This window comes from Pseudomonas sp. C321, from assembly GCF_055407105.1.
Window position 1 is genome coordinate 1 of record NZ_JBUZRB010000013.1, and the last position, 18999, is coordinate 18999.

Annotated in this window: 15 protein-coding genes and 1 pseudogene; 6 read left to right on the plus strand and 10 right to left on the minus strand. The window is 57.9% G+C overall.

What is annotated here, in order from left to right; translation table 11 throughout:
- Positions 1-99: 99 nt before the first annotated feature.
- Positions 100-945 (plus strand): annotated as a pseudogene (locus ACZRJ6_RS24485) (transporter family protein); the annotation flags it as partial.
- A 64-nt stretch (positions 946-1009) separates the two neighbouring features.
- On the opposite strand, the gene ACZRJ6_RS24490 reads toward ACZRJ6_RS24485, so the two are convergent.
- Positions 1010-2335 (minus strand): sigma-54 dependent transcriptional regulator, encoded by a 1326-nt coding sequence (locus ACZRJ6_RS24490; RefSeq protein ID WP_463970461.1) that lies wholly within the window; start codon positions 2333-2335, stop codon positions 1010-1012.
- Positions 2336-2676: 341 nt separating this feature from the next.
- Between ACZRJ6_RS24490 and ACZRJ6_RS24495 the strand changes: the two genes are divergently transcribed.
- Entirely contained in the window at positions 2677-2943 is a 267-nt protein-coding gene (locus tag ACZRJ6_RS24495; RefSeq protein WP_463970462.1) for a hypothetical protein, read from the plus strand.
- Between the two features lie 168 nt (positions 2944-3111).
- On the opposite strand, the gene ACZRJ6_RS24500 is transcribed toward ACZRJ6_RS24495, so the two are convergent.
- The 4 genes from ACZRJ6_RS24500 to gnd form a co-directional block, all read right to left on the minus strand.
- A complete protein-coding gene (locus ACZRJ6_RS24500; RefSeq protein WP_463970463.1) occupies positions 3112-4395 on the minus strand; it encodes a hypothetical protein in 1284 nt (427 codons plus the stop codon).
- A gap of 285 nt (positions 4396-4680) precedes the next feature.
- Positions 4681-5505 carry an HAD family hydrolase gene (locus tag ACZRJ6_RS24505; protein WP_463970464.1) on the minus strand — a complete coding sequence of 275 codons (825 nt, stop codon included), beginning with the start codon at positions 5503-5505 and terminating at the stop codon, positions 4681-4683.
- Positions 5502-7025, minus strand: coding sequence for a glucose-6-phosphate dehydrogenase (gene zwf / locus ACZRJ6_RS24510; RefSeq protein WP_463970465.1), 1524 nt, complete (start codon positions 7023-7025; stop codon positions 5502-5504). Before zwf ends, ACZRJ6_RS24505 begins: the two co-directional genes overlap by 4 nt.
- A complete protein-coding gene (gene gnd / locus ACZRJ6_RS24515) occupies positions 7022-8026 on the minus strand; it encodes a phosphogluconate dehydrogenase (NAD(+)-dependent, decarboxylating) (protein WP_463970517.1) in 1005 nt (334 codons plus the stop codon). Before gnd ends, zwf begins: the two co-directional genes overlap by 4 nt.
- Positions 8027-8273: 247 nt before the next feature.
- Here gnd and ACZRJ6_RS24520 point away from each other — a divergent pair, with 247 nt between their 5' ends.
- The 4 genes from ACZRJ6_RS24520 (at position 8274) to ACZRJ6_RS24535 (ending at position 13131) form a co-directional block, all read left to right on the plus strand.
- Complete coding sequence (locus tag ACZRJ6_RS24520) at positions 8274-8450, plus strand: DUF6026 family protein (RefSeq protein ID WP_463970466.1); 177 nt, start codon at positions 8274-8276, stop codon at positions 8448-8450.
- Positions 8451-8617: 167 nt separating this feature from the next.
- Positions 8618-10357, plus strand: coding sequence for a phosphoethanolamine transferase CptA (locus ACZRJ6_RS24525; protein WP_463970467.1), 1740 nt, complete (start codon positions 8618-8620; stop codon positions 10355-10357).
- Between the two features lie 157 nt (positions 10358-10514).
- Positions 10515-12755 carry a TonB-dependent siderophore receptor gene (locus ACZRJ6_RS24530; protein ID WP_463970468.1) on the plus strand — a complete coding sequence of 747 codons (2241 nt, stop codon included), beginning with the start codon at positions 10515-10517 and terminating at the stop codon, positions 12753-12755.
- Between the two features lie 154 nt (positions 12756-12909).
- Positions 12910-13131, plus strand: a complete 222-nt coding sequence (locus ACZRJ6_RS24535; protein ID WP_463970469.1) for a hypothetical protein — start codon at positions 12910-12912, stop codon at positions 13129-13131.
- Positions 13132-13324: 193 nt separating this feature from the next.
- Here ACZRJ6_RS24535 and ACZRJ6_RS24540 read toward each other — a convergent pair whose 3' ends face one another.
- The 5 genes from ACZRJ6_RS24540 to pepN all read right to left on the minus strand — a co-directional run bounded on the left by ACZRJ6_RS24540 (position 13325) and on the right by pepN (position 18991).
- A complete protein-coding gene (locus ACZRJ6_RS24540) occupies positions 13325-13816 on the minus strand; it encodes a GNAT family N-acetyltransferase (RefSeq protein WP_133103241.1) in 492 nt (163 codons plus the stop codon).
- A gap of 115 nt (positions 13817-13931) precedes the next feature.
- Entirely contained in the window at positions 13932-15041 is a 1110-nt protein-coding gene (gene zapE, locus ACZRJ6_RS24545) for a cell division protein ZapE (RefSeq protein ID WP_463970470.1), read from the minus strand.
- A gap of 43 nt (positions 15042-15084) precedes the next feature.
- Positions 15085-15426, minus strand: coding sequence for a nuclear transport factor 2 family protein (locus ACZRJ6_RS24550; RefSeq protein ID WP_463970471.1), 342 nt, complete (start codon positions 15424-15426; stop codon positions 15085-15087).
- Between the two features lie 52 nt (positions 15427-15478).
- Positions 15479-16195 (minus strand): helix-turn-helix transcriptional regulator, encoded by a 717-nt coding sequence (locus ACZRJ6_RS24555; RefSeq protein ID WP_463970518.1) that lies wholly within the window; start codon positions 16193-16195, stop codon positions 15479-15481.
- Between the two features lie 138 nt (positions 16196-16333).
- Positions 16334-18991 carry an aminopeptidase N gene (gene pepN, locus ACZRJ6_RS24560; protein WP_463970472.1) on the minus strand — a complete coding sequence of 886 codons (2658 nt, stop codon included), beginning with the start codon at positions 18989-18991 and terminating at the stop codon, positions 16334-16336.
- Positions 18992-18999: the final 8 nt, after the last annotated feature.

The window sequence follows — 18999 nt, forward strand, 5'->3', positions numbered from 1 at the left end:
CCGCCTTGGGCTTTAGAAATTTAACCAATTACATAGCCAGGTGCTTGCTGAAGTCAGGAGGGTTTAGAAATCAGCTACACCCTTAAATGCGAAGAGCCGCTTAACGGCTTCCTGGCACTGGACTCGATCTTTCTCGGCAATATCAACCTGGACCGGATCAAGGCCGATAACTGGACCCTGGACATGACCGGGCGCTACAACCTGGATAATCGCTGGCAGTTCGATGTGAACTTGCCGGTGATATACCGCGAGTCGACGTATCAGTCCGGTGGCGCCAATGGCGGCAGCGGCACGGCAACTTCAGAGGAGTCAGTCAGTCGCGATCCGACTATTGGCGACGTCAACTTCGGGGTCGCCTACAAATTCCTTGATGAAACGCCCAACCTGCCGGACGCCGTGGTTTCACTGCGGATCAAGGCCCCAACAGGCGAGGAGCCATTCGGCATCAAGCTGGTGCGTTCGCCTAATAACGATAACCTGTTTGTGCCAGAAAACCTGCCCACCGGCAACGGCGTCTGGTCGATTACGCCAGGCATCTCCCTGGTCAAGACCTTCGACCCGGCAGTGCTGTTTGGCAGTTTGTCCTACACCCATAACTTCGAAGACTCGTTTGACGACATCAGCTCTACGGTCAACGAAAAAGTCGGTGGCAAGGTACGCCTGGGTGACAGCTTCCAGATAGGCGTGGGTGTCGCTTTTGCGCTGAACGAGAAAATGAGCATGTCGTTCTCGGTCTCGGACCTGATTCAGCGCAAGAGCAAGCTCAAGCCTGACGGCGGCGACTGGCAGTCGGTGGTATCGAGCGATGCCAACGCCGGTTATTTCAACGTCGGCATGACCATTGCGGCCAGTGAAAACCTGACCATCGTGCCCAACCTGGCCATCGGCATGACCGACGATGCGCCGGACTTCACCTTCAGCCTGAAATTCCCGTACTACTTTTGATCAGCCCGCAAAGGGAAAAGCCCCGCCGCGATAAGGGTCGCGACGGGGCTTTTGTTTACCCGCCCTAGCGGATCTGGTGTTTGTGCAGCAACCGGTAGAACGTGGGCCGGGAAACCCCCAGCACGCGGGCTGCGACACTGAGGTTGTCGCTGTGCCGGTTGAGCACATCGCACAGCGCCTGACGTTCGGCGCGGTGCTTGTAATCTTCTAGTGTAGCCATAGGTAGCGCGATTGCATGCTGGCTTTGCAAGCCCAGATCGAGCGCTTCAATCTGCCGCCCTTCAGCCAGCACCAGGCCGCGCCGTACCCGGTTGGCCAGCTCACGTACATTGCCCGGCCAGCCGTGTTTGCCCATGGCTACCAGCGCATCCTCGCTGAAACTGCGGGGGCGGCGGCCGGTTTCCTGGCTATAGAAATGGGCAAAGTGGTTGGCCAGCATCCCGACGTCGCCGTGACGCTCGCGCAAGGGCGCGGTCACTACTTGCAGGACATTGAGCCGGTAATACAAGTCTTCGCGAAAGGTGCCCTTCTCGATTGCCGCTTCCAGGTCGACGTGGGTAGCCGCCAATACCCGTACATCCACTGGAATCGGCTGGCTGCCGCCGACCCGCTCGATGTGTTTCTCCTGGAGAAAACGCAGCAGATTGGCTTGTAGCTCCATTGGCAGGTCGCCAATTTCATCGAGAAACAAGGTGCCGCCATGGGCGGCTTCGATACGACCGACCTTGCGTTGATGAGCGCCGGTAAACGCACCTTTTTCATGCCCAAAGAGTTCGGACTGGATCAGGTGTTCAGGGATAGCCCCGCAGTTGATTGCCACAAATGGCTTGGCATGGCGTTGGGACTGCCGGTGCAGGGTCTTGGCTACCAGTTCCTTGCCGGTGCCGCTGTCGCCACGAATCAGGATCGGCGACTCAGTGGGTGCCAGTTTGGCCAACAGCTTGCGCAGTTCGCGGATCGGGCGGCTGTCTCCCAACAATTCGTGCTCCGGTTCATCGACATGGGCGTTGCCTTTACCGCGCAGCCGCGCCATGCCAAAGGCCCGGCCCAAGGTGACCTGGACCCGGGAAACATCAAACGGCAAGGTGTGGAAGTCGAAAAACCACTCGCAGACAAAGTCACCGACCTTTTGCAGGCGCAACACGTCCTGGCTAAGCACCGCGATCCATTCCGTACCACTGCGACTGATCAACTCCTTGATCGCCTCGGGCTGCTCCAGGTGAAACGGCTGCAGGCGCAGCAGCCCCACGTCACAGGATCGGTCACCGACCGCTTCCAGGGCGCAGCTGTCAACCTCCCATCCAGCCATGCGCAAACCGGGTATTAGCCGGTCGCAGTCACCACAGGGCTCGACCACAAGCAGACGACGCAGGGCAGGTGTAATAACCATGACTATTCCTTGGCGTCAAAATCATTAAGTTATTTAGAAACAACAGTTTGGAAAGGTTGTTGCTAACCCTAGCAAGATCTTGACGCCCCCTTGTATCGTTTCGCTATAAGTTTGCTGCCAAATACTTCCTTGAGCAGCCAATAAATAGAAAAACCCACTAGTTCAAACTTTCAACGAGCTTTCAAAACCGCGATTTACATGACTTTAATCAGGGAAAGTTGAATTTTCTTGCTCTAGCATGTGACCCGTACCCCACCTTCGCGCATCAGTACATGTACTAGCCGAACGGTAAGCCCAACCGACGGCACATCTTTTGATTGGGCATTTAGAGAGAAGACCCCATGAACGCCCCGCTCCGTTTCAACGAAGCACTCTTGATCGCCGGCCACGCCTTTGAACCCTTTCAATGTGTGGCTTGGGCCCCGCAAGACGGCAATGGCGAACTCAGCCTGTCCGTTGTCGACCGCACCAATAACCGCATCGGGCGCAAACAGATCTCTCTCAGCGCATACTCCGATCCCAAGCAACTGGAATCTCTGCTGCTGCAAGCGCGAGCCGAACTTGATAAAAACGGCTACCAGTTACAATCCTGGGCAATGCCGGAGTAACGACTCGCAGAGCCTGGAGTGAGGTCTCATTGATCCTCACTCCAGGCCCTGGTTGATCTAACGATTAACGACCTCGATAAAGAACACCGTTTGCGCTACTTCATAAGAGCTGTTCGTGCAAAGAACATAAATCAGTTGTTCAGGATTGGATGCACGCCTTTTCAACTGTCAGCCGTGGTAGCGCGTCACCACCCCACGAAACGCCCCATCCCGCCCATGACCGGCCAGCAGGATCTTGCCATCTGGTTGAAGAACCAGTGCCGTCGCGGTGTCCAGGCTACGCCCCAGTCGCGTGCGGACCCAACCGCGACCGCTGGCAAAGGTCGGGTCCGGGCTGCCATCTGGCAGATGCCGGGCGACAACAAAATCCGCAGCAAAACCACCGATTGTTGCGCCAGCCATGACCAGCTTGCCATCCCCCTGCTCCGCCACCGCTTGCCATTGGCACGGGCTACCGGCAATCGCCGTCAGTAACGGTTGGCCGTGATTGAATGCCGGATCAGCCTCACCGTCGGCATCGACGGCCAGGGCCATGGCATGGATCGGCTCACGGCTGCTGCCCACGCCATGCAACCGACCGTCACGGCACTGGATGACCTGGCTAAAATGGGCGTTGCGCCCTTGCGCCGAGATTCGTGCGAAGCCCTGCTCGGCAAACGTTTCATCCAGACTGCCATCTGCCCGATAACGGGCCAGTAGCGCCTGCTGGGGAACGTCGATGGAGCCTGCCACAACGATGGCGCCATCCGACTGCAGGTGGACGCTGGACAACCAAGTGCTGAGCAGCAACCGCCGCACCATGACAAAACCACGACCATTGAACGTGGTATCGAGGCGACCATCAGGCTCCAGGCGAATCAGCAGCCCCGTATGATTGGCCAGTTCAAAAGAATGATTGGCTACCAGCAGGATTCGACCGTCAGGTTGCACACACGCCGCGCAAGCCTCGGCGCCGGGAATTCCTGGCGGTAGCCACGTATCGCGAGTACCGCTGGAGAGCCCGCCCGGCAATCGCACCACCTGCTTGCCGGCATCACCAAACCCTGGGTCGAGTTGCCCGTCCGGGTGAAACATCGCCAAGGCCGGTAATAACTGATGGCGACATTCGTAATGCAGCCCAACCAACAGGATTCGCCCATCCGGCAACTGAATCACCTTGTCAGCCATGGCGTCACCCTGGCCTTCAAAACAGTCGACCACCGCGCCCGCCCGACCAAAGCGCTGATCCAGCGAACCCGTGGCGTCAAGCCTGGCCAGCCCCAAGCCCGTCGTGCGGCCCCGGTAGACTTTAGCCGCCACCAGCAGACCGCCGTCCGGACACAACGCCAAGCCGTTGACCTGGCAGGAATCAACCCCATGCATAATCACGGCCGCCGTGCCTGACTCGCCAAAACTCAGGTCAGGCTCGCCCGACGCGCCTGGCCACCAGGCATTTGCGGTATTTGCGAACATACACATCTCTGGGTAAAACAATGGCCGAGCCATACACGTCGGCAAGTGACAGCTGTCACGGCTTATTCAATCAACGCCAAAGGGTTTTCGCAACTGTCAGAACTAACAGCTTTCATGGTTTAGCAGCCAATCCAGTGTCTTTATGGGACGCTTGGTAGTGAGGCAAACAACAATGCCTCAGCACTGGCTAGCGGGGGGAGTTATTAGCGGTGAAGATCGTTCCCGTTTACGCGGGAACGATCAACTGGATCAGGATGACGGCAGCTTATCGCAGGGCGTTGCGCCTCAGCGCGCCGAAAGAATAAACCGCTCGATGGCCTCTGCTGCGCCGTCCTCGATATTGCTGCCCGTGACCACGTTGGCCTGGCGCTTGACCGCCTCTTCGGCCTGCCCCATGGCAATCGACAAGCCGGCCACATGAAACATTGCCGGGTCATTGCCGCCGTCGCCGATGGCCGCCGTCTGCTCCAGGGGAACACCCAGGTGGGCCGCCAACGTCGCCAGCGCCTCACCCTTGTTGGCCTTCATCGCGGTCACGTCGAGGTAGACCGGCTGTGAGCGCGATACCTGGGCCAGTCCTTCAACCTTGGGTTGCAACTGCGCCTCCAGTTCAATCAGCAACTGGGTATTGGTGCTGGCGGCGACGATTTTGTCGATCCGGTCCAGGAACGGCTCAAAACTTTCCACCACCACCGGCGCATACCCCAGGCCATGCTGCTCACGAGGCACCATGGGACCCGTCGGATCACGCAACATCCAGTCGCCATCGGCAAATACCCAGGTTTCCACATCAGGTTGATCGCAGAACAACGCCAACGCGATCAGTGCCGCTTCTGCCGGCAACCAGTGAGCAATCAGGATGCTGCCATCCGGATTGACCAGGGTGCCGCCATTAAACCCCGCCGTGGGCACGTCAACGCCCAAGGCTTCGATCTGCTGCAACATGGCCTTGGGTGGCCGCCCGGTGGCCAGGCTGAAAAACACCCCGGCTTCGCGCAGGGCACGGACCGAGTCAATGGTGCGTTGGCTGAGGCTGTGATCCGGAAGCAACAGGGTGCCGTCCATATCACTCAAGACAAAACGGATGGGATGGATCGCGGCATCACTCATCCGAGGCTGCGCCAGGTCCGGCCATCGCGGGCCAGCAACGCATCGGCCGCCGCCGGGCCATCTTCACCGGCTTTATAGGCTTGAACGCCATCATCTTCCTTCCACGCATCGAGGAAAGGCTGCACCGCACGCCAGCCGTTTTCGATGTTGTCGGCGCGCTGGAACAGGGTTTGATCGCCGGTCAGGCAGTCGTAGATCAAGGTTTCGTAGCCAGTGGATGGCTGCATCTCAAAGAAGTCCTTATAGGCAAAGCCCAGCTCGATGTTGGCCACGTCCAGGGTCGGCCCAGGCTTTTTCGCCAGCAGGTCGAACCACATGCCTTCATTGGGCTGGATCTGGATCTTCAGGTAAGTGGGGTTGAGCTCATCGACTCCGGTGTCGCGAAACTGCGCATAAGGCGCGGGCTTGAAGCAGATGATGATTTCGGTGTCACGGATGCTCATGCGCTTGCCGGTACGCAGGTAAAACGGCACGCCGACCCAGCGCCAGTTGTCGATCATTACCTTGAGGGCTACGAACGTCTCGGTATTGCTGTCAGGGGCAACGTTGGCCTCTTCGCGGTAACCGGGCAATTGCTTGCCGCCGATTTCACCTGCGGTGTACTGGCCGCGCACCGAGTTGGCCCGCGCATCCTCCAGGGACCAAGGGCGCACGGCGCCAATCACCTTGGCCTTCTCGCCACGTACTGCATCGGCGCCGAAGGCAGCCGGCGGTTCCATGGCGATCATTGCCAGCAGTTGGAACAGGTGATTGGGCACCATATCGCGCAAGGTGCCGGTGTGTTCGAAGAAGCTGCCACGGGTTTCCACGCCAACGGTTTCGGCGGCGGTGATTTGTACGTGATCGATGTAATGGTTGTTCCAGAACGCTTCGAACAGCACGTTGGAGAAACGGCTGATGAGGATGTTCTGTACCGTTTCCTTGCCCAGATAATGGTCGATGCGGTAGATCTGCTTTTCACTCATTACCTTGAGCAGGCAGGCGTTTAGCGCTTCGGCGGTGGCAAGGTCAGAGCCGAAAGGTTTTTCGATCACCACGCGACGGAAGGCCTCGGGGGTTTCTTCCAGCAGATTGGCCCGGCCCAGGCGTTGTACCACTTCACTGAAAAAGCGCGGCGCGGTGGCGAGGTAGAACACTGCGTTACCGGTGCCGCTCTCGGCAATTTTCGCCGCCAGGTCGCTGTAAGTACTGTTGTCGAGGAAGTCGCCCTGGACGTAGCTGATGCCCTTGGCCAGTTGGCCCCACAAGGCTGGGTCCAGGGCGTTTTCAGCATTGCCCTTGACCTTGCTGGCGGCCTCGGTGCGAATGAAGTCTTCAAGTTTCTTGGCGAAGTCGGCATCGCTGATGGCGTTGTGATCAACTCCGACAATGCGCAGGCCATCGCCCAGCAAACCGTCGCGGCTAAGGTTGTACAGCGCCGGCATCAGCAAGCGCTTGACCAGGTCGCCATGGGCGCCAAACAGAAACAGGGTGGTGGGTGGAGCGGGTTCGGCCTTGGGTTTCTTGCCGTTGGCAGTCATTTTTTTGAAGTCTCCACATGACCGCCAAAGCCGAAGCGCATGGCCGAGAGCAGTTTGTCACCGTAGGTGCTTTGCTGGCGGGAGCGGAAACGGGCGAACAACGAGTTGGACAGCACCGGGACCGGCACCGACTGCTCCATGGCCGCCTCGATGGTCCAGCGCCCTTCGCCACTGTCGGCGACGGAACCTGAATAGCCGTCGAGTTTGGGGTCAGTGGCCAAGGCGTCGGCCGTGAGGTCCAGCAGCCAGGAGGAGACCACACTGCCGCGACGCCAGACTTCAGCGATGTCAGCCACATTGAGGTCGAAACGCTGCTCTTCAGGCAGGTTCTCCGAGTTTTTGGTCTTGAGGATGTCAAAACCTTCGGCGAACGCCTGCATCATCCCGTATTCGATGCCGTTGTGGATCATCTTGACGAAGTGCCCAGAGCCGGCTGGGCCGGCGTGGATGTAGCCACGCTCGGCACGGTCATCAGTGGCGGTACGGTCCTTGGTGCGTGGGATGTCGCCCAGGCCTGGGGCCATGCTGGCGAAGATCGGGTCCAGGTGTTTGACTGTCTCGGCATCGCCACCAATCATCATGCAATAGCCGCGTTCCAGGCCCCACACGCCGCCGGAGGTGCCGACGTCCACATAATGCAGGCCTTTTTCCGACAGGGTTTTGCCCCGGCGGATGTCATCTTTGTAGAAGGTATTACCGCCGTCGATGATGATATCGCCGGGTTCCATCAGTTCGCTCAGATCCTGGATGGTGGTTTCGGTCGGATCGCCCGCCGGCAGCATCACCCAGACCGCCCGGGGCTTTTGCAGCCCGGCCACCAGGGCCGCCAGGTCAGCAACGCCGGTGGCGCCCTCTTCACTCAAACCTTTGACGAACGCTTCATTGCGGTCGTAGACCACGGTGGTGTGCCCATTGAGCATCAGGCGACGCGCAATATTACCGCCCATGCGGCCTAGTCCAATAATCCCCAGTTGCATGTGCTGATGCTCCTTACTACGAATAATAAATGTGTGGCACAGTTTATCGTGCAATGAGGCTAATGAGGGTTAGTCCAGAGCCATTCACCATAGTTTCATGACAAAAAGTTGCCACTGTTTCACCATCACGGGCAAAAAAGTCACAGAGACAATAAAAAATAAAAAAGTTCCATTGCGTCGAAAAAGAAATCAGAATTGCCCCGACTGTTGCCGAGAGCCTCGACTCAAGCGCTCTGGCACCGCGATACACCGGCTATTTGCGAGGTAAGCAATGAGCACTGCACACATGACGCGTCCGCCACAAACCCTCTATGTCACCATCCGCCGCGATGAGTTACGCCAGTTGAAAGACGAGCGCGACCAGTTGCAACAGGAAGTCATGCGTCTGCGCTCGCACCTGCAAGCCCAGCTCACACAGCCGTCAAACGGGCAAGTCGCGATCTGCTGAACCCCCGTTTTACTGTGCTGTAAGCAATATCACTCAGACAGAACTCACAAAGTTTTCACACCTCCTTCCCGATAATCCCGCGCAATAAAGCCGCACCCCGTACGGGGGGCCGCTGTCGCGCGCCTTCAGTGCGCGACAAATGGAAAAATTATCAGGTGGAGCGCTGGATGGCGATGTTCGAACGCAGCACTAAGTCTGCGAAAGGTTTTGATTGGGCCGGCCTTGGCTGGATGTTCCTGTTTTTTTGGTACTTCTCGGGCATTACCCAACTGCTGATCCAACTGACCGGCACCTCCGGTTTCAGCGGTTTCCGCCAAGCCTTCTTCATGAGCGCGCTGTGGCTGGCGCCCATGTTGCTGTTCCCCAAGCGGACCCGCCTGCTGGCGGCGCTGATTGGCGTGGTGCTGTGGGCCTGTTCCATGGCCAGCCTCGGTTATTTCTTCATTTACCAGCAGGAATTCTCCCAAAGCGTCATCTTCATCATGTTCGAGTCGAACATCTCTGAAGCCGGTGAGTACGCCACCCAATACTTTGCCTGGTGGATTGTGCTGGCCTTTATCGCCCACACCGCCGTTGCGGTCTTCCTTTGGACTCGTGTGCGTGCAGTCTACCTGCCACGAGGCAAGGCGATGCTGGCTGCCAGCGTCATTGTGATCGCCGTTATCGGCTACCCGCTGGTCAGGCAGATCGCCAAGAGCGAAACCATGGAATTGGCCATGGACCGCTTCGAGACCCGCATCGAGCCGGCAGTGCCATGGCAGATGATCGTCGCCTACCGCCGCTACACCGAACAGTTGGACAACATGCAAGGCATGCTGGACAACGTCAGCAAGATCGCGCCCCTGACCAATCTCAAGGACAGCATGGCCGGCCAGCCGTCGACCCTGGTGCTGGTGATCGGCGAGTCCACCAACCGCCAGCGCATGAGCCTGTATGGCTACCCGCGTAGTACCACGCCGGAACTGGACAAGCTGCGTAATCAGCTGGATGTGTTTGACAACGTCATCACTCCGCGCCCGTACACCATCGAAGCGCTGCAACAGGTGCTGACTTTCGCCGACGAAGACAACCCGGACCTGTACCTCAAGACCCCGTCCATCGTCAGCGTCATGAAGCAGGCGGGCTACAAGACCTTCTGGATCACCAACCAGCAGACCATGACCAAGCGCAACACCATGCTCACGACGTTCTCCGAACAGGCCGACGAGCAGGTGTACCTGAATAACAACCGTAACCAGAACGCCCGTCAGTACGACGGCGACGTATTGGAGCCGTTCTCCAAGGCTATGGCCGACACCGCCGAGCGCAAGTTCATCGTCGTGCATCTGCTGGGCACGCACATGAGCTACCAGTACCGCTACCCGCCGACTTTCGACAAGTTCACGGATCGCCAGGGCGTCCCTGACGACATCAGCGATGACCAGTTGCCGACCTACAACAGCTACGACAACGCGGTGTTGTACAACGATTTTGTGGTGTCTAGCCTGATCAAGGATTACGCCAAGACAGATCCCAATGGCTTCCTGCTGTACCTCTCCGATCACGGCGAAGACGTGTTCGACTCTGCGGGTCACAGCACCCTGGGCCGCAACGAAGGTAAGCCGACGGCGCCGATGTACACCATTCCGTTCATGGCATGGGCCTCGCCCAAGTGGCGCAACAACCATGACTGGAACGTCGAAGGCGACCTGCAGCGTCCCTACAGCAGTTCGCAGTTGATCCACACCTGGGCAGACATGGCCGGCTTGAGTTTCGATGAGTTGGACCGCAGCAGGAGCCTGGTCAGCGACAGCTTCAAGCCGCGGCCCTTGATGATTGGCAACCCCTATGAGCGCCAGCAGAAAGCCTTGATCGATTTCAGCCTGATGAAACCCAAGATCGACCCGGCCAAGGTGGTCTTGAAGTAGCACCGACGAACCCGGGGTTCACACGCGCAATGCGGTGAAACCCGGCTCGACGAAACACAAAGATAACAATTATTCTCGTTTGACCCTAAAGATCCCCTGCCCCTTTCGTCTTTGAGCCAATGGCATTTTTTTCATAGACGACAAGGAGTTCGCCGCGATGTTCGCGCCTATTACCCGTTCCATGACCTTGACCCTAGGCCTTTTCAGCGTTGTGCTGAGCCCGGACTTGCTGGCTGAAAACGACGCGAATCAGAAAGTCGACGAGACCGCCAAGGCCCTTGAACTAGCCAGTACCAATATCACCGCTGATAGCCTGGGATCGGATACCGAAGGCACCGGATCCTACACGACCGGAGCCATGAGCACGGCGACACGCCTGAACCTGTCGATCAAGGAAACTCCGCAATCCGTTTCGGTCATCACCCGCCAGCAGATGGATGACTTCAAGCTCGGCACCTTGAGCGAGGTGATGAACCAGACCACAGGCGTGGTGGTACAGCGCAACGACTCCGAACGCTTCAACTTCTATTCACGTGGCTACAGCATTCAGAATTTCCAGATCGACGGGATGCTAAACACCTTCTCTGGATTGAAGTCCGACTCCGACACGGTGATTTATGACCGCATCGAAGTGGTACGCGGTGCCACCGGCCTGACCACGGGCGCAGGCGACCCGTCAGGCACCATCAATATGGTACGAAAACGCCCTACCCGTGAATGGGCGGCCAAGATCGGTGGCAGTGCAGGCAGTTACGATAATTACTACAGCTACGTCGATGTTGGCGGCCCCCTGGGTTTCGATGGTCGCTTACGCGGGCGTACGGTATTGGCCTACCGCGACAGTAAATCCTTCCGCGATCGTTATGCCCTTGAGCGTAAGGTCGGCTACGGCATTCTCGAAGCAGACCTTAGCGAAGATACGGTGCTGGCAGTGGGTTACGACTATCAGGATAAACAAATCGAGGGGGCTACCTGGGGCAGCGTGCCCTATTGGAACTCCTTGGGTGACAAGGCCAATATGCCGCGCTCCAACAATATCACCACGCCCTGGAGCAATTGGCCGCTCACCGACCGCACCCTGTTTGCCACAGTGGATCAACGATTGGCTAACGACTGGCGCCTCAAAGCAGCCTATACACACAGGGAAAGTGAAACCGACGGCAAGGTTTACTACGGCGGTGGCGGCTATCCGAATCCTGACCGAAGCGGAATAAGTGCCTATAGCAGCCATTTCAGCGGCGACGACAAAATGGATGCCGTAGATTTCAACATTGCGGGCGCCTATTCGCTGCTGGGGCGTGAGCATGAGGCCATGATCGGCTATGGCCAGGCCAGGCACCGGGATTCCTCGCCGTACATTATTGAGGGGGACGTGCCGGATAATTACCTGGAGATTCCAGACTGGGCAAATACAGGTGACATTCCTGAGTTTCCCGATGAAACCACCAGCATGGACGCGAACAACAGCAGTACCTATCAAAAAGCCGGCTACTTGGCGACCCGCCTGAGTCTGAGCGATGCTTGGCATGCTGTGCTCGGCAGTCGATATGGCAGTTGGAAAACCAGCAGCTCCAACTATGACTATGAGGACCGACAGTTGGTAAAGGTGCACCCCAGCAGCCAGACCCAGAATGATGTCTGGACGCCATATGCCGGCTTGCTTTACCACATCAACCAGGATTTCACCGCCTACGCGAGTTACACCGATATCTTCAAGCCGCAGACGCAAAAAGACGTGAGCGACAAATACCTGGAGCCTATCGTTGGCAAGAGCTACGAATTGGGACTCAAGGGCAGCCTTTTGAATGATCGACTAACCTTCTCCAGCGCCGTGTTCAGGACTATTCAGGACAACGTGGCTGAAATAGATGACTCCATACCGCTGGGCCCCAATGGTCAGCAGTACTACAAGTCCGGCGGCGTGGGTAACAAGGTACAAGGGTTTGAACTGGAGATCGCAGGCGAAGTCCTGCCCGACTGGAATGTTAAAGCGGGTTACACCTACACCCACTCCGTGAATGGTGAAAAGGAACGCAACAACACGGCGCAACCCCTAAATCTGCTGCGCACCTCCACCACCTATCGTTTGCCAGGTCAGTGGCGGGCGCTCACCGTAGGCGCTGGGGTCAACTGGCAGAGCGACATCTACCGCTACGCCGGCCGTCCCGTTGGGCGCGATGCCGACGGTGACATCATTACCCAGAGCACTGCAATCCGTCAGGAGGCCTACGCTCTGGTCAATCTCATGTCTCGGTATGAGTTCGACAAGCACCTATCGGCGTCACTGAACGTAAATAATTTGTTCGATAAAAAGTACTACAACAATGTCGGTTTCTATAACGGCGTTTATTGGGGTGACCCACGCACCATGACGTTGAGCCTGGACTGGAAGCTTTAATCGCACTTGAGCCCCCTCTATCCGAAGTTAACAAAATCGTTAACTTCGGATTCGCCGACGTTAACTTCCACTTAATACAAGTGCTGCAGAGTACTCCCATGAATCTGATCAAGGACGGAGCGGATACCGATTACTCTTAATGGGAACACACACGATGAAACTTTCGACATTGATGCTTGCCGGCCTGATGGGCCTGACCTCCGTCGCTGCCCTTGCAGAAGGCGGCGGCGAGCGCTCGAAGGAGTTCTACAACAACTTTAGCTTCATCCAGGAACAAACCCACGGTACGACAGAGCAGACCGCCTCCACCGATGCAAAGAGCAAAAAAACCGGTGCGGCCGAGCAGTCTACCGATGCGCAACAACCCAATAGCTGATTTAACCGTACTACCCTGCGCCATTGTGCTCCGATGGTGAAGGTCAACTTGGCGCCCGAAATCGGGCGCTTTTTTTATGTCTGGAAATTACCACTGGCCGATATGACTAACTTTAACGCCTTTCTGACAGCCAACAACTAGACCATACGATTCAAGTGTTAACGCCAAGTTAATCCTGGCTATAGCGCACTCATTAAAGCGCCTTGCTCCAGAACAACATTCGACCGTGGACCGGATCAAAGATATTGTCGTCGAACCCAAACTTGCGATACGCCCCCTGAGCCACTGCATTACCTTCAAGCACCTCCAGGGTGATCTTGCAGCAGCCGCGCTGACGGGCAATTTCCTCGACCTTTTGCAGCATTTTCTGACTCAGGCCCAGACCGCGAAATTTATCCATGACCGCCACGTCATGGACGTTGACCAACGGCCGGCAGGCAAAGGTCGAGAACCCTTCGAAACAGTTCACCAATCCGGCTGGCTCGCCGCCGACAAAGGCCAGGACACTGAAAGCGTGAGGGCGCTTGGCCAACTCGGCCGGCAGTTGCAGCAGTCGATCGGCAGGCAAGCCCTGGCCACCGCCCATGGGGTCTTGCGCGTAGTGGTTGAGCACCAGGCCAATGGCCTCGGCATGCACGGGATTGCTATAGCTTGCTTGCAGCACCAGTATTTCTGCGGCGTCCATTTCCTTCCTCGATAACAGCTTGATGGGGATGACCTCCCCTGGGAAGCCTGATTGTAAACATGGCGCCGGCATTAGATGAAGGAGATTAACGACATCTTCGCGCAGGAGTCTTCTTTCACGGCTGGCCGAAGCGCTGTAGCTGCATCTCTTGCAAACGACTCAAGGTGCGGCGGAACGCAAACTCCAGATACCCTTCGGTGTAGAGCGCTTCCAGCGGCACCTTGGCTTCGATATACAGCGCCACCTTACGGTCATAGCACTCATCCACCAACGCGATAAAGCGACGAACGCTGTCGTCATGCACCGATAACTCGGGCAGTTGGCGATCTCCAGCATCCACACGCAGGGCGCCGTCTTCGGTGCCGCGAGCGATTCGTCCAGGGCGTTTTTGCGCACTCAGGTTAGGCACTTCACCGAGCAAAATGGCCTTGAATCGATCACACAGCAGCATGAAATCCATGGCCGCCAATGGCTGTTCGCACAGGTCGGCGTAACGGCACCACAACACGGTGTCGCTGGACTGCACCACGGCGATCGAACGGTAGCCAACAATAACTGGCTCGTCGCTGGTCTGCTGCCCATTGCTCATGCCTTGAAACAGCTTAACCAGCGCCTGCGGCTGGTCAACCCAGTAACGCTGTACTGCCGTGCCGGGGTGCAGCCGATGGTCTTCGCTACCGTCTACCGCCACCACTTGCATATGCCGCTTGATTGCGTCAATTCCAGGCAGGAAGCGATCACGGTTGAAACCGTCGGCATAGAGTTGGTCTGGCGGTTGATTGGAGGTGCAGACCATCACCACCCCTTCCTCGAACATCACCTGAAACAGCCGGCCAAGGATGATGGCATCGCCGATGTCATTGACGAACAGCTCATCGAAGCACAACACCCGCACATCTCGGCTCAACTCCCTGGCCAAAGCCTGCAAAGGGTCATGGGTGCCGGTCAACTGGAACGAGCGCTGATGCACCCACCCCATGAAATGATGGAAATGCTGGCGCCGCGCCGGCACCCGCAGGCTCTGGTAAAACTGATCCATCAGCCAGGTCTTGCCACGACCGACCGGCCCCCACAGATAAACACCGGTGATGGGCATGCGGCCTTGATGCAAGGCTTCGTGACAGTGTTGCAGGGCTTGCACGGCCTGCCATTGGGCCTTGTCGGGGACAAAGTCGTTTTCATGGAGGGCATGTTGATAAGCAGCGAGTGGCGAGTCGAAAGTCATAAGAGGCATTATGCCATGGCGGCGCCATGCCTCGAAGACCGCACTACAGGGAAATATCCAGCCGCGAGATCTTGCCCTGCTCATTGAGCCGAAACATGTAGCGCAATTGCAATGGGCTACCGGGAAAGCTGCCGGTAATCAGGTTGCTCACCAGCACCTTACCGGTGCGCTGCTGAACATCGAGCACTTCGACCCTGGGCTGGTAACGACGGCCGGTATCTTCCATCCAACGGGCAATGGCGGCGGTGCCAACCTGGTGTCCCCCCTCATCGAATACATTGGCATCATCGGCGAAAAAATGAGGCACAGCTGATGTATCACCGGCATTGGCGGCAGCAATGTAAGCGGCAATCGCCGGGGCCAGTTCAGGGGTAGGCGTGGACATGGTGACAACTCCTTGTTGGTGATTTATGGCCTCATCCTAAAGCAGGCACGTGTCAGTTCTTGTCAGGAGTGAAAGGCGCAGATTCATTCTGTTCCATCAGTTTGCGCCACGCCCGCAACCAGTCGCTGCGACGTCCGGGATAACGCTCCCCCTGCTCGCTGGCGGCGGCGATTCGGTCGGTGCGAAAGGTGCGATAAGCACCACGCAACTCACACCAGGCCACGATCACCCGCGCTTCATTGAGAAATCCCAGGGCCAGGGGCCAGATCAAGCGTTGACTGGGCGCCTGCTTGGCATCTGCGTAATCGATGTACAGCTTGCCCTGGCTACGAATGGCGTTGCGCAACACATTCAATGGCACGCGATTTTCCGGGTACCCATAGCCCGATGGACCCGCCAGCAACGTGGGATTGCGCATGGCTTCCTGGGCAATGGGATCGAGGACAGCTTCGATTTTCGCCAGTGCATTCGCAGCCGCCTGGCTCAGCACCTCATCGCCGCGCTGATCGACATAACGCAAGCCCAACACGATGGCTTCGGTCTCGTCGGCGTTAAGCATCAAGGGCGGCAGGAACAACCCGCTGCGCAGCACATACCCGACGCCGGCCTCACCGAAGATCGGCGCACCCAGCGCGGTCAATTCAGCAATATCGCGGTAAAGCGTGCGCTCGGACACCTCCAACTCCATGGCCAGCACGGCGGCGGTCACCGGGCGTTTTTTGCCCCGCAGGAGTTGTAGCAAGGTCAATAGACGGCTGGTCCGCGACACACTCATCACGCTCGAAGAAAGGGAGACGGCGCAGCTTAGCAAAGAGTCCTGCCAGGAAGTGTCAGTAGCGGGCAGTGGCCCAAGGTGATGGGCTGGGCCGGCCCACTCACCAAAATGGGTCGACCCAGGGGACGAGGGTTACGCCAGGCTTTTGCTGACCACCTCAAACACATCGCTGGACAGTTCGCCGCAAGAACGAATCCGCTCCAGCTCAGCCTTCATCAGCGCCTGACGAGCGCTGTCGTATTTGCGCCAGCGAGTAAGCGGCGCCAATTGCCGGGAGGCGATTTGCGGGTTGAAGGCGTTCAACTGGATCACCATGTCGGCCAGGAAGCGATAGCCTGAGCCGTCGGCCGCATGGAAGTTGATCAGGTTCTGCCCCGCGAACGCGCCCACCAAGGCCCGCACCTTGTTCGGGTTCTTGATATTGAACAATGGGTGCTGCATCAACGCCTTGACACGTTCCAAGCCGCCCGGCAAGCCGCTGCCAGCCTGGACACTGAACCACTGGTCCATGACCAGCGGGTTACTCTTGAAGTCTTCGGCGAATACCGCCAAGGCCTTGGCCTTTTCTTCTTCGAAGGTTGAGTTGACCAGCACCGCCAGTGCCGTCAGGCGTTCGGTCATGTTGTCGCACGCCTCGAACTGTTCAAGGGTCGCCGCCAGCACTTCGGACTTACCGCTGAGCATCAGGTACGACAGTGCGATGTTCTGCAGGGCGCGTCGGGCAAAATGCTCGGCAGCGGCCACGTACGGCGTTTGCTTAGACAGGTCGCGGTTGGCCTGGTAGCGCAGCCACAGGCCTTCGAACAAGTTATCGGCCAATTGCTTGCGAGCAAATTCGCGTGCAGCGTGGATGGCGTCGACATCCGCCACTTCACTGATTTCCGCCAGGTAGGCTTCGCTTGGCAACGACAGCATTTCCGCCACCATAGCCTGATCCAGGCTTTCGTCACTCAATACGCTGCGCAGTGCGGTAATCAGACGCTGATCAAGCACCAGTGTCTTGCCTTGCTGATGTTGACCGATCAGTTCCTGCAACACCTGCACCGACAGTTGCTGGCCGGCGTCCCAGCGATTAAAGCCGTCGCTGTCGTGCTGCATGAGGAACATCAACTGGTCGCGGCTGTAGGGAAAGCTCAGTTTCACCGGTGCCGAGAAACCCCGCAGCAACGAAGGCAATGGCTGTTCGGCGATGCCGACGAAGGTGAAGGTTTGTTCGGCTTGCGTCACAGGCAACACGCGGGACGTACTGCCAGCCGCCGCTTCACCCGCCAGGCGCAAGGCGATATCGGCGCCCTTCCCGTCCAGCAAGCCCAGTTCAACCGGAATCACAAATGGCAGCTTCTCCACCTTGTCCGGGGTTTCAGGGCAGCTTTGACGGAAGGTAAGGCTGTAGGTTTTCGCTGCTGCATCGTAGGTCTCACTGACCGCCAACCGTGGCGTGCCGGCCTGGCTGTACCAGCGCTTGAACTGGGTCAGGTCGGCGCCATTGGCGTCTTCCATGGCCTTGATGAAGTCGTCGCAGGTCACGGCCTGGCCGTCGTGACGATCAAAGTACAGGTTGCTGCCTTTGCGAAAGCCTTCGGCACCGAGCAAGGTGTGGATCATGCCGACCACTTCCGAGCCCTTTTCGTACACAGTCAGGGTGTAGAAGTTGGAAATCTCGATAAAGCTGTCCGGGCGTACGGCATGGGCCATCGGGCCGGCATCTTCGGCAAACTGGTGGGTGCGCAGGTAGGCCACATCCTGGATACGCTTGACGGTGGCCGAGTTCATGTCGGCGGAGAAGCCAGAATCACGGAATACGGTGAAGCCTTCCTTGAGCGAGAGCTGGAACCAGTCGCGACAGGTCACGCGGTTGCCCGACCAGTTGTGGAAATATTCGTGGGCGACGATGGCTTCGACCCGCTGGTGTGCGGCGTCGGTGGCGGTTTCGGCCCGAGCCAGCACGGCGCTGGAGTTGAAGATATTGAGGCCCTTGTTCTCCATGGCGCCCATATTGAAGTCGTTGACCGCAACGATCATGAAGATGTCCAGGTCGTACTCGCGGCCATAGACTTCTTCGTCCCAGCGCATCGACTTTTTCAGGCTGTTCATGGCGTGCTGGCACTTGTCGATGTTTTCCGGCTCGACATAGATGCGCAGGGCTACCGAGCGTTCGCTCATGGTGGTGAAGGTGTCTTCCACGCACCACAGGTCACCGGCCACCAGCGCAAACAGGTAAGCCGGTTTCATGAACGGATCTTCCCAGGTCGCCCAGTGACGGCCTTCTTCGCCGGGGCCTGTGGCAATCGGGTTGCCATTGGAGAGCAATACCGGGTAGCTGTGCTGCTCGGCGATCACCGTGGTGGTGAACTTGCTCATCACGTCCGGGCGGTCGAGGTAATAGGTGATCTTGCGAAAACCTTCAGCTTCGCACTGGGTGCAGAACATGCCGCTGGACTTGTACAGGCCTTCCAGAGCGGTGTTGGTCTCGGGGTGGATCTTGACGCTGGTGTCGAGGGTAAACGTATCGCTGGCCGGGTGCAGGGTCAGGTGGCTGTCGGTCAACTGGTAGTCAGCAGCCGTCAGTTCCTGGTCAGCCAAGGTCACCGACAGCAGCTCAAGTTGCTGGCCGTCCAGCACCAGCGGCGGCAGGCCCGCGCCACGTTCAGGATTGCGGCGCATCACCAGCTGCGCGTGGACCAGGCTGTGGTCCTCGAACAACTCGAAGGTCAGGTGTGTCTCGTCGATCAGGTACTCAGGCGCCTGATAGTCCTTCAGGTAGATCATCTTCGGTTGTTCGGTGCGCATGCGTCGAA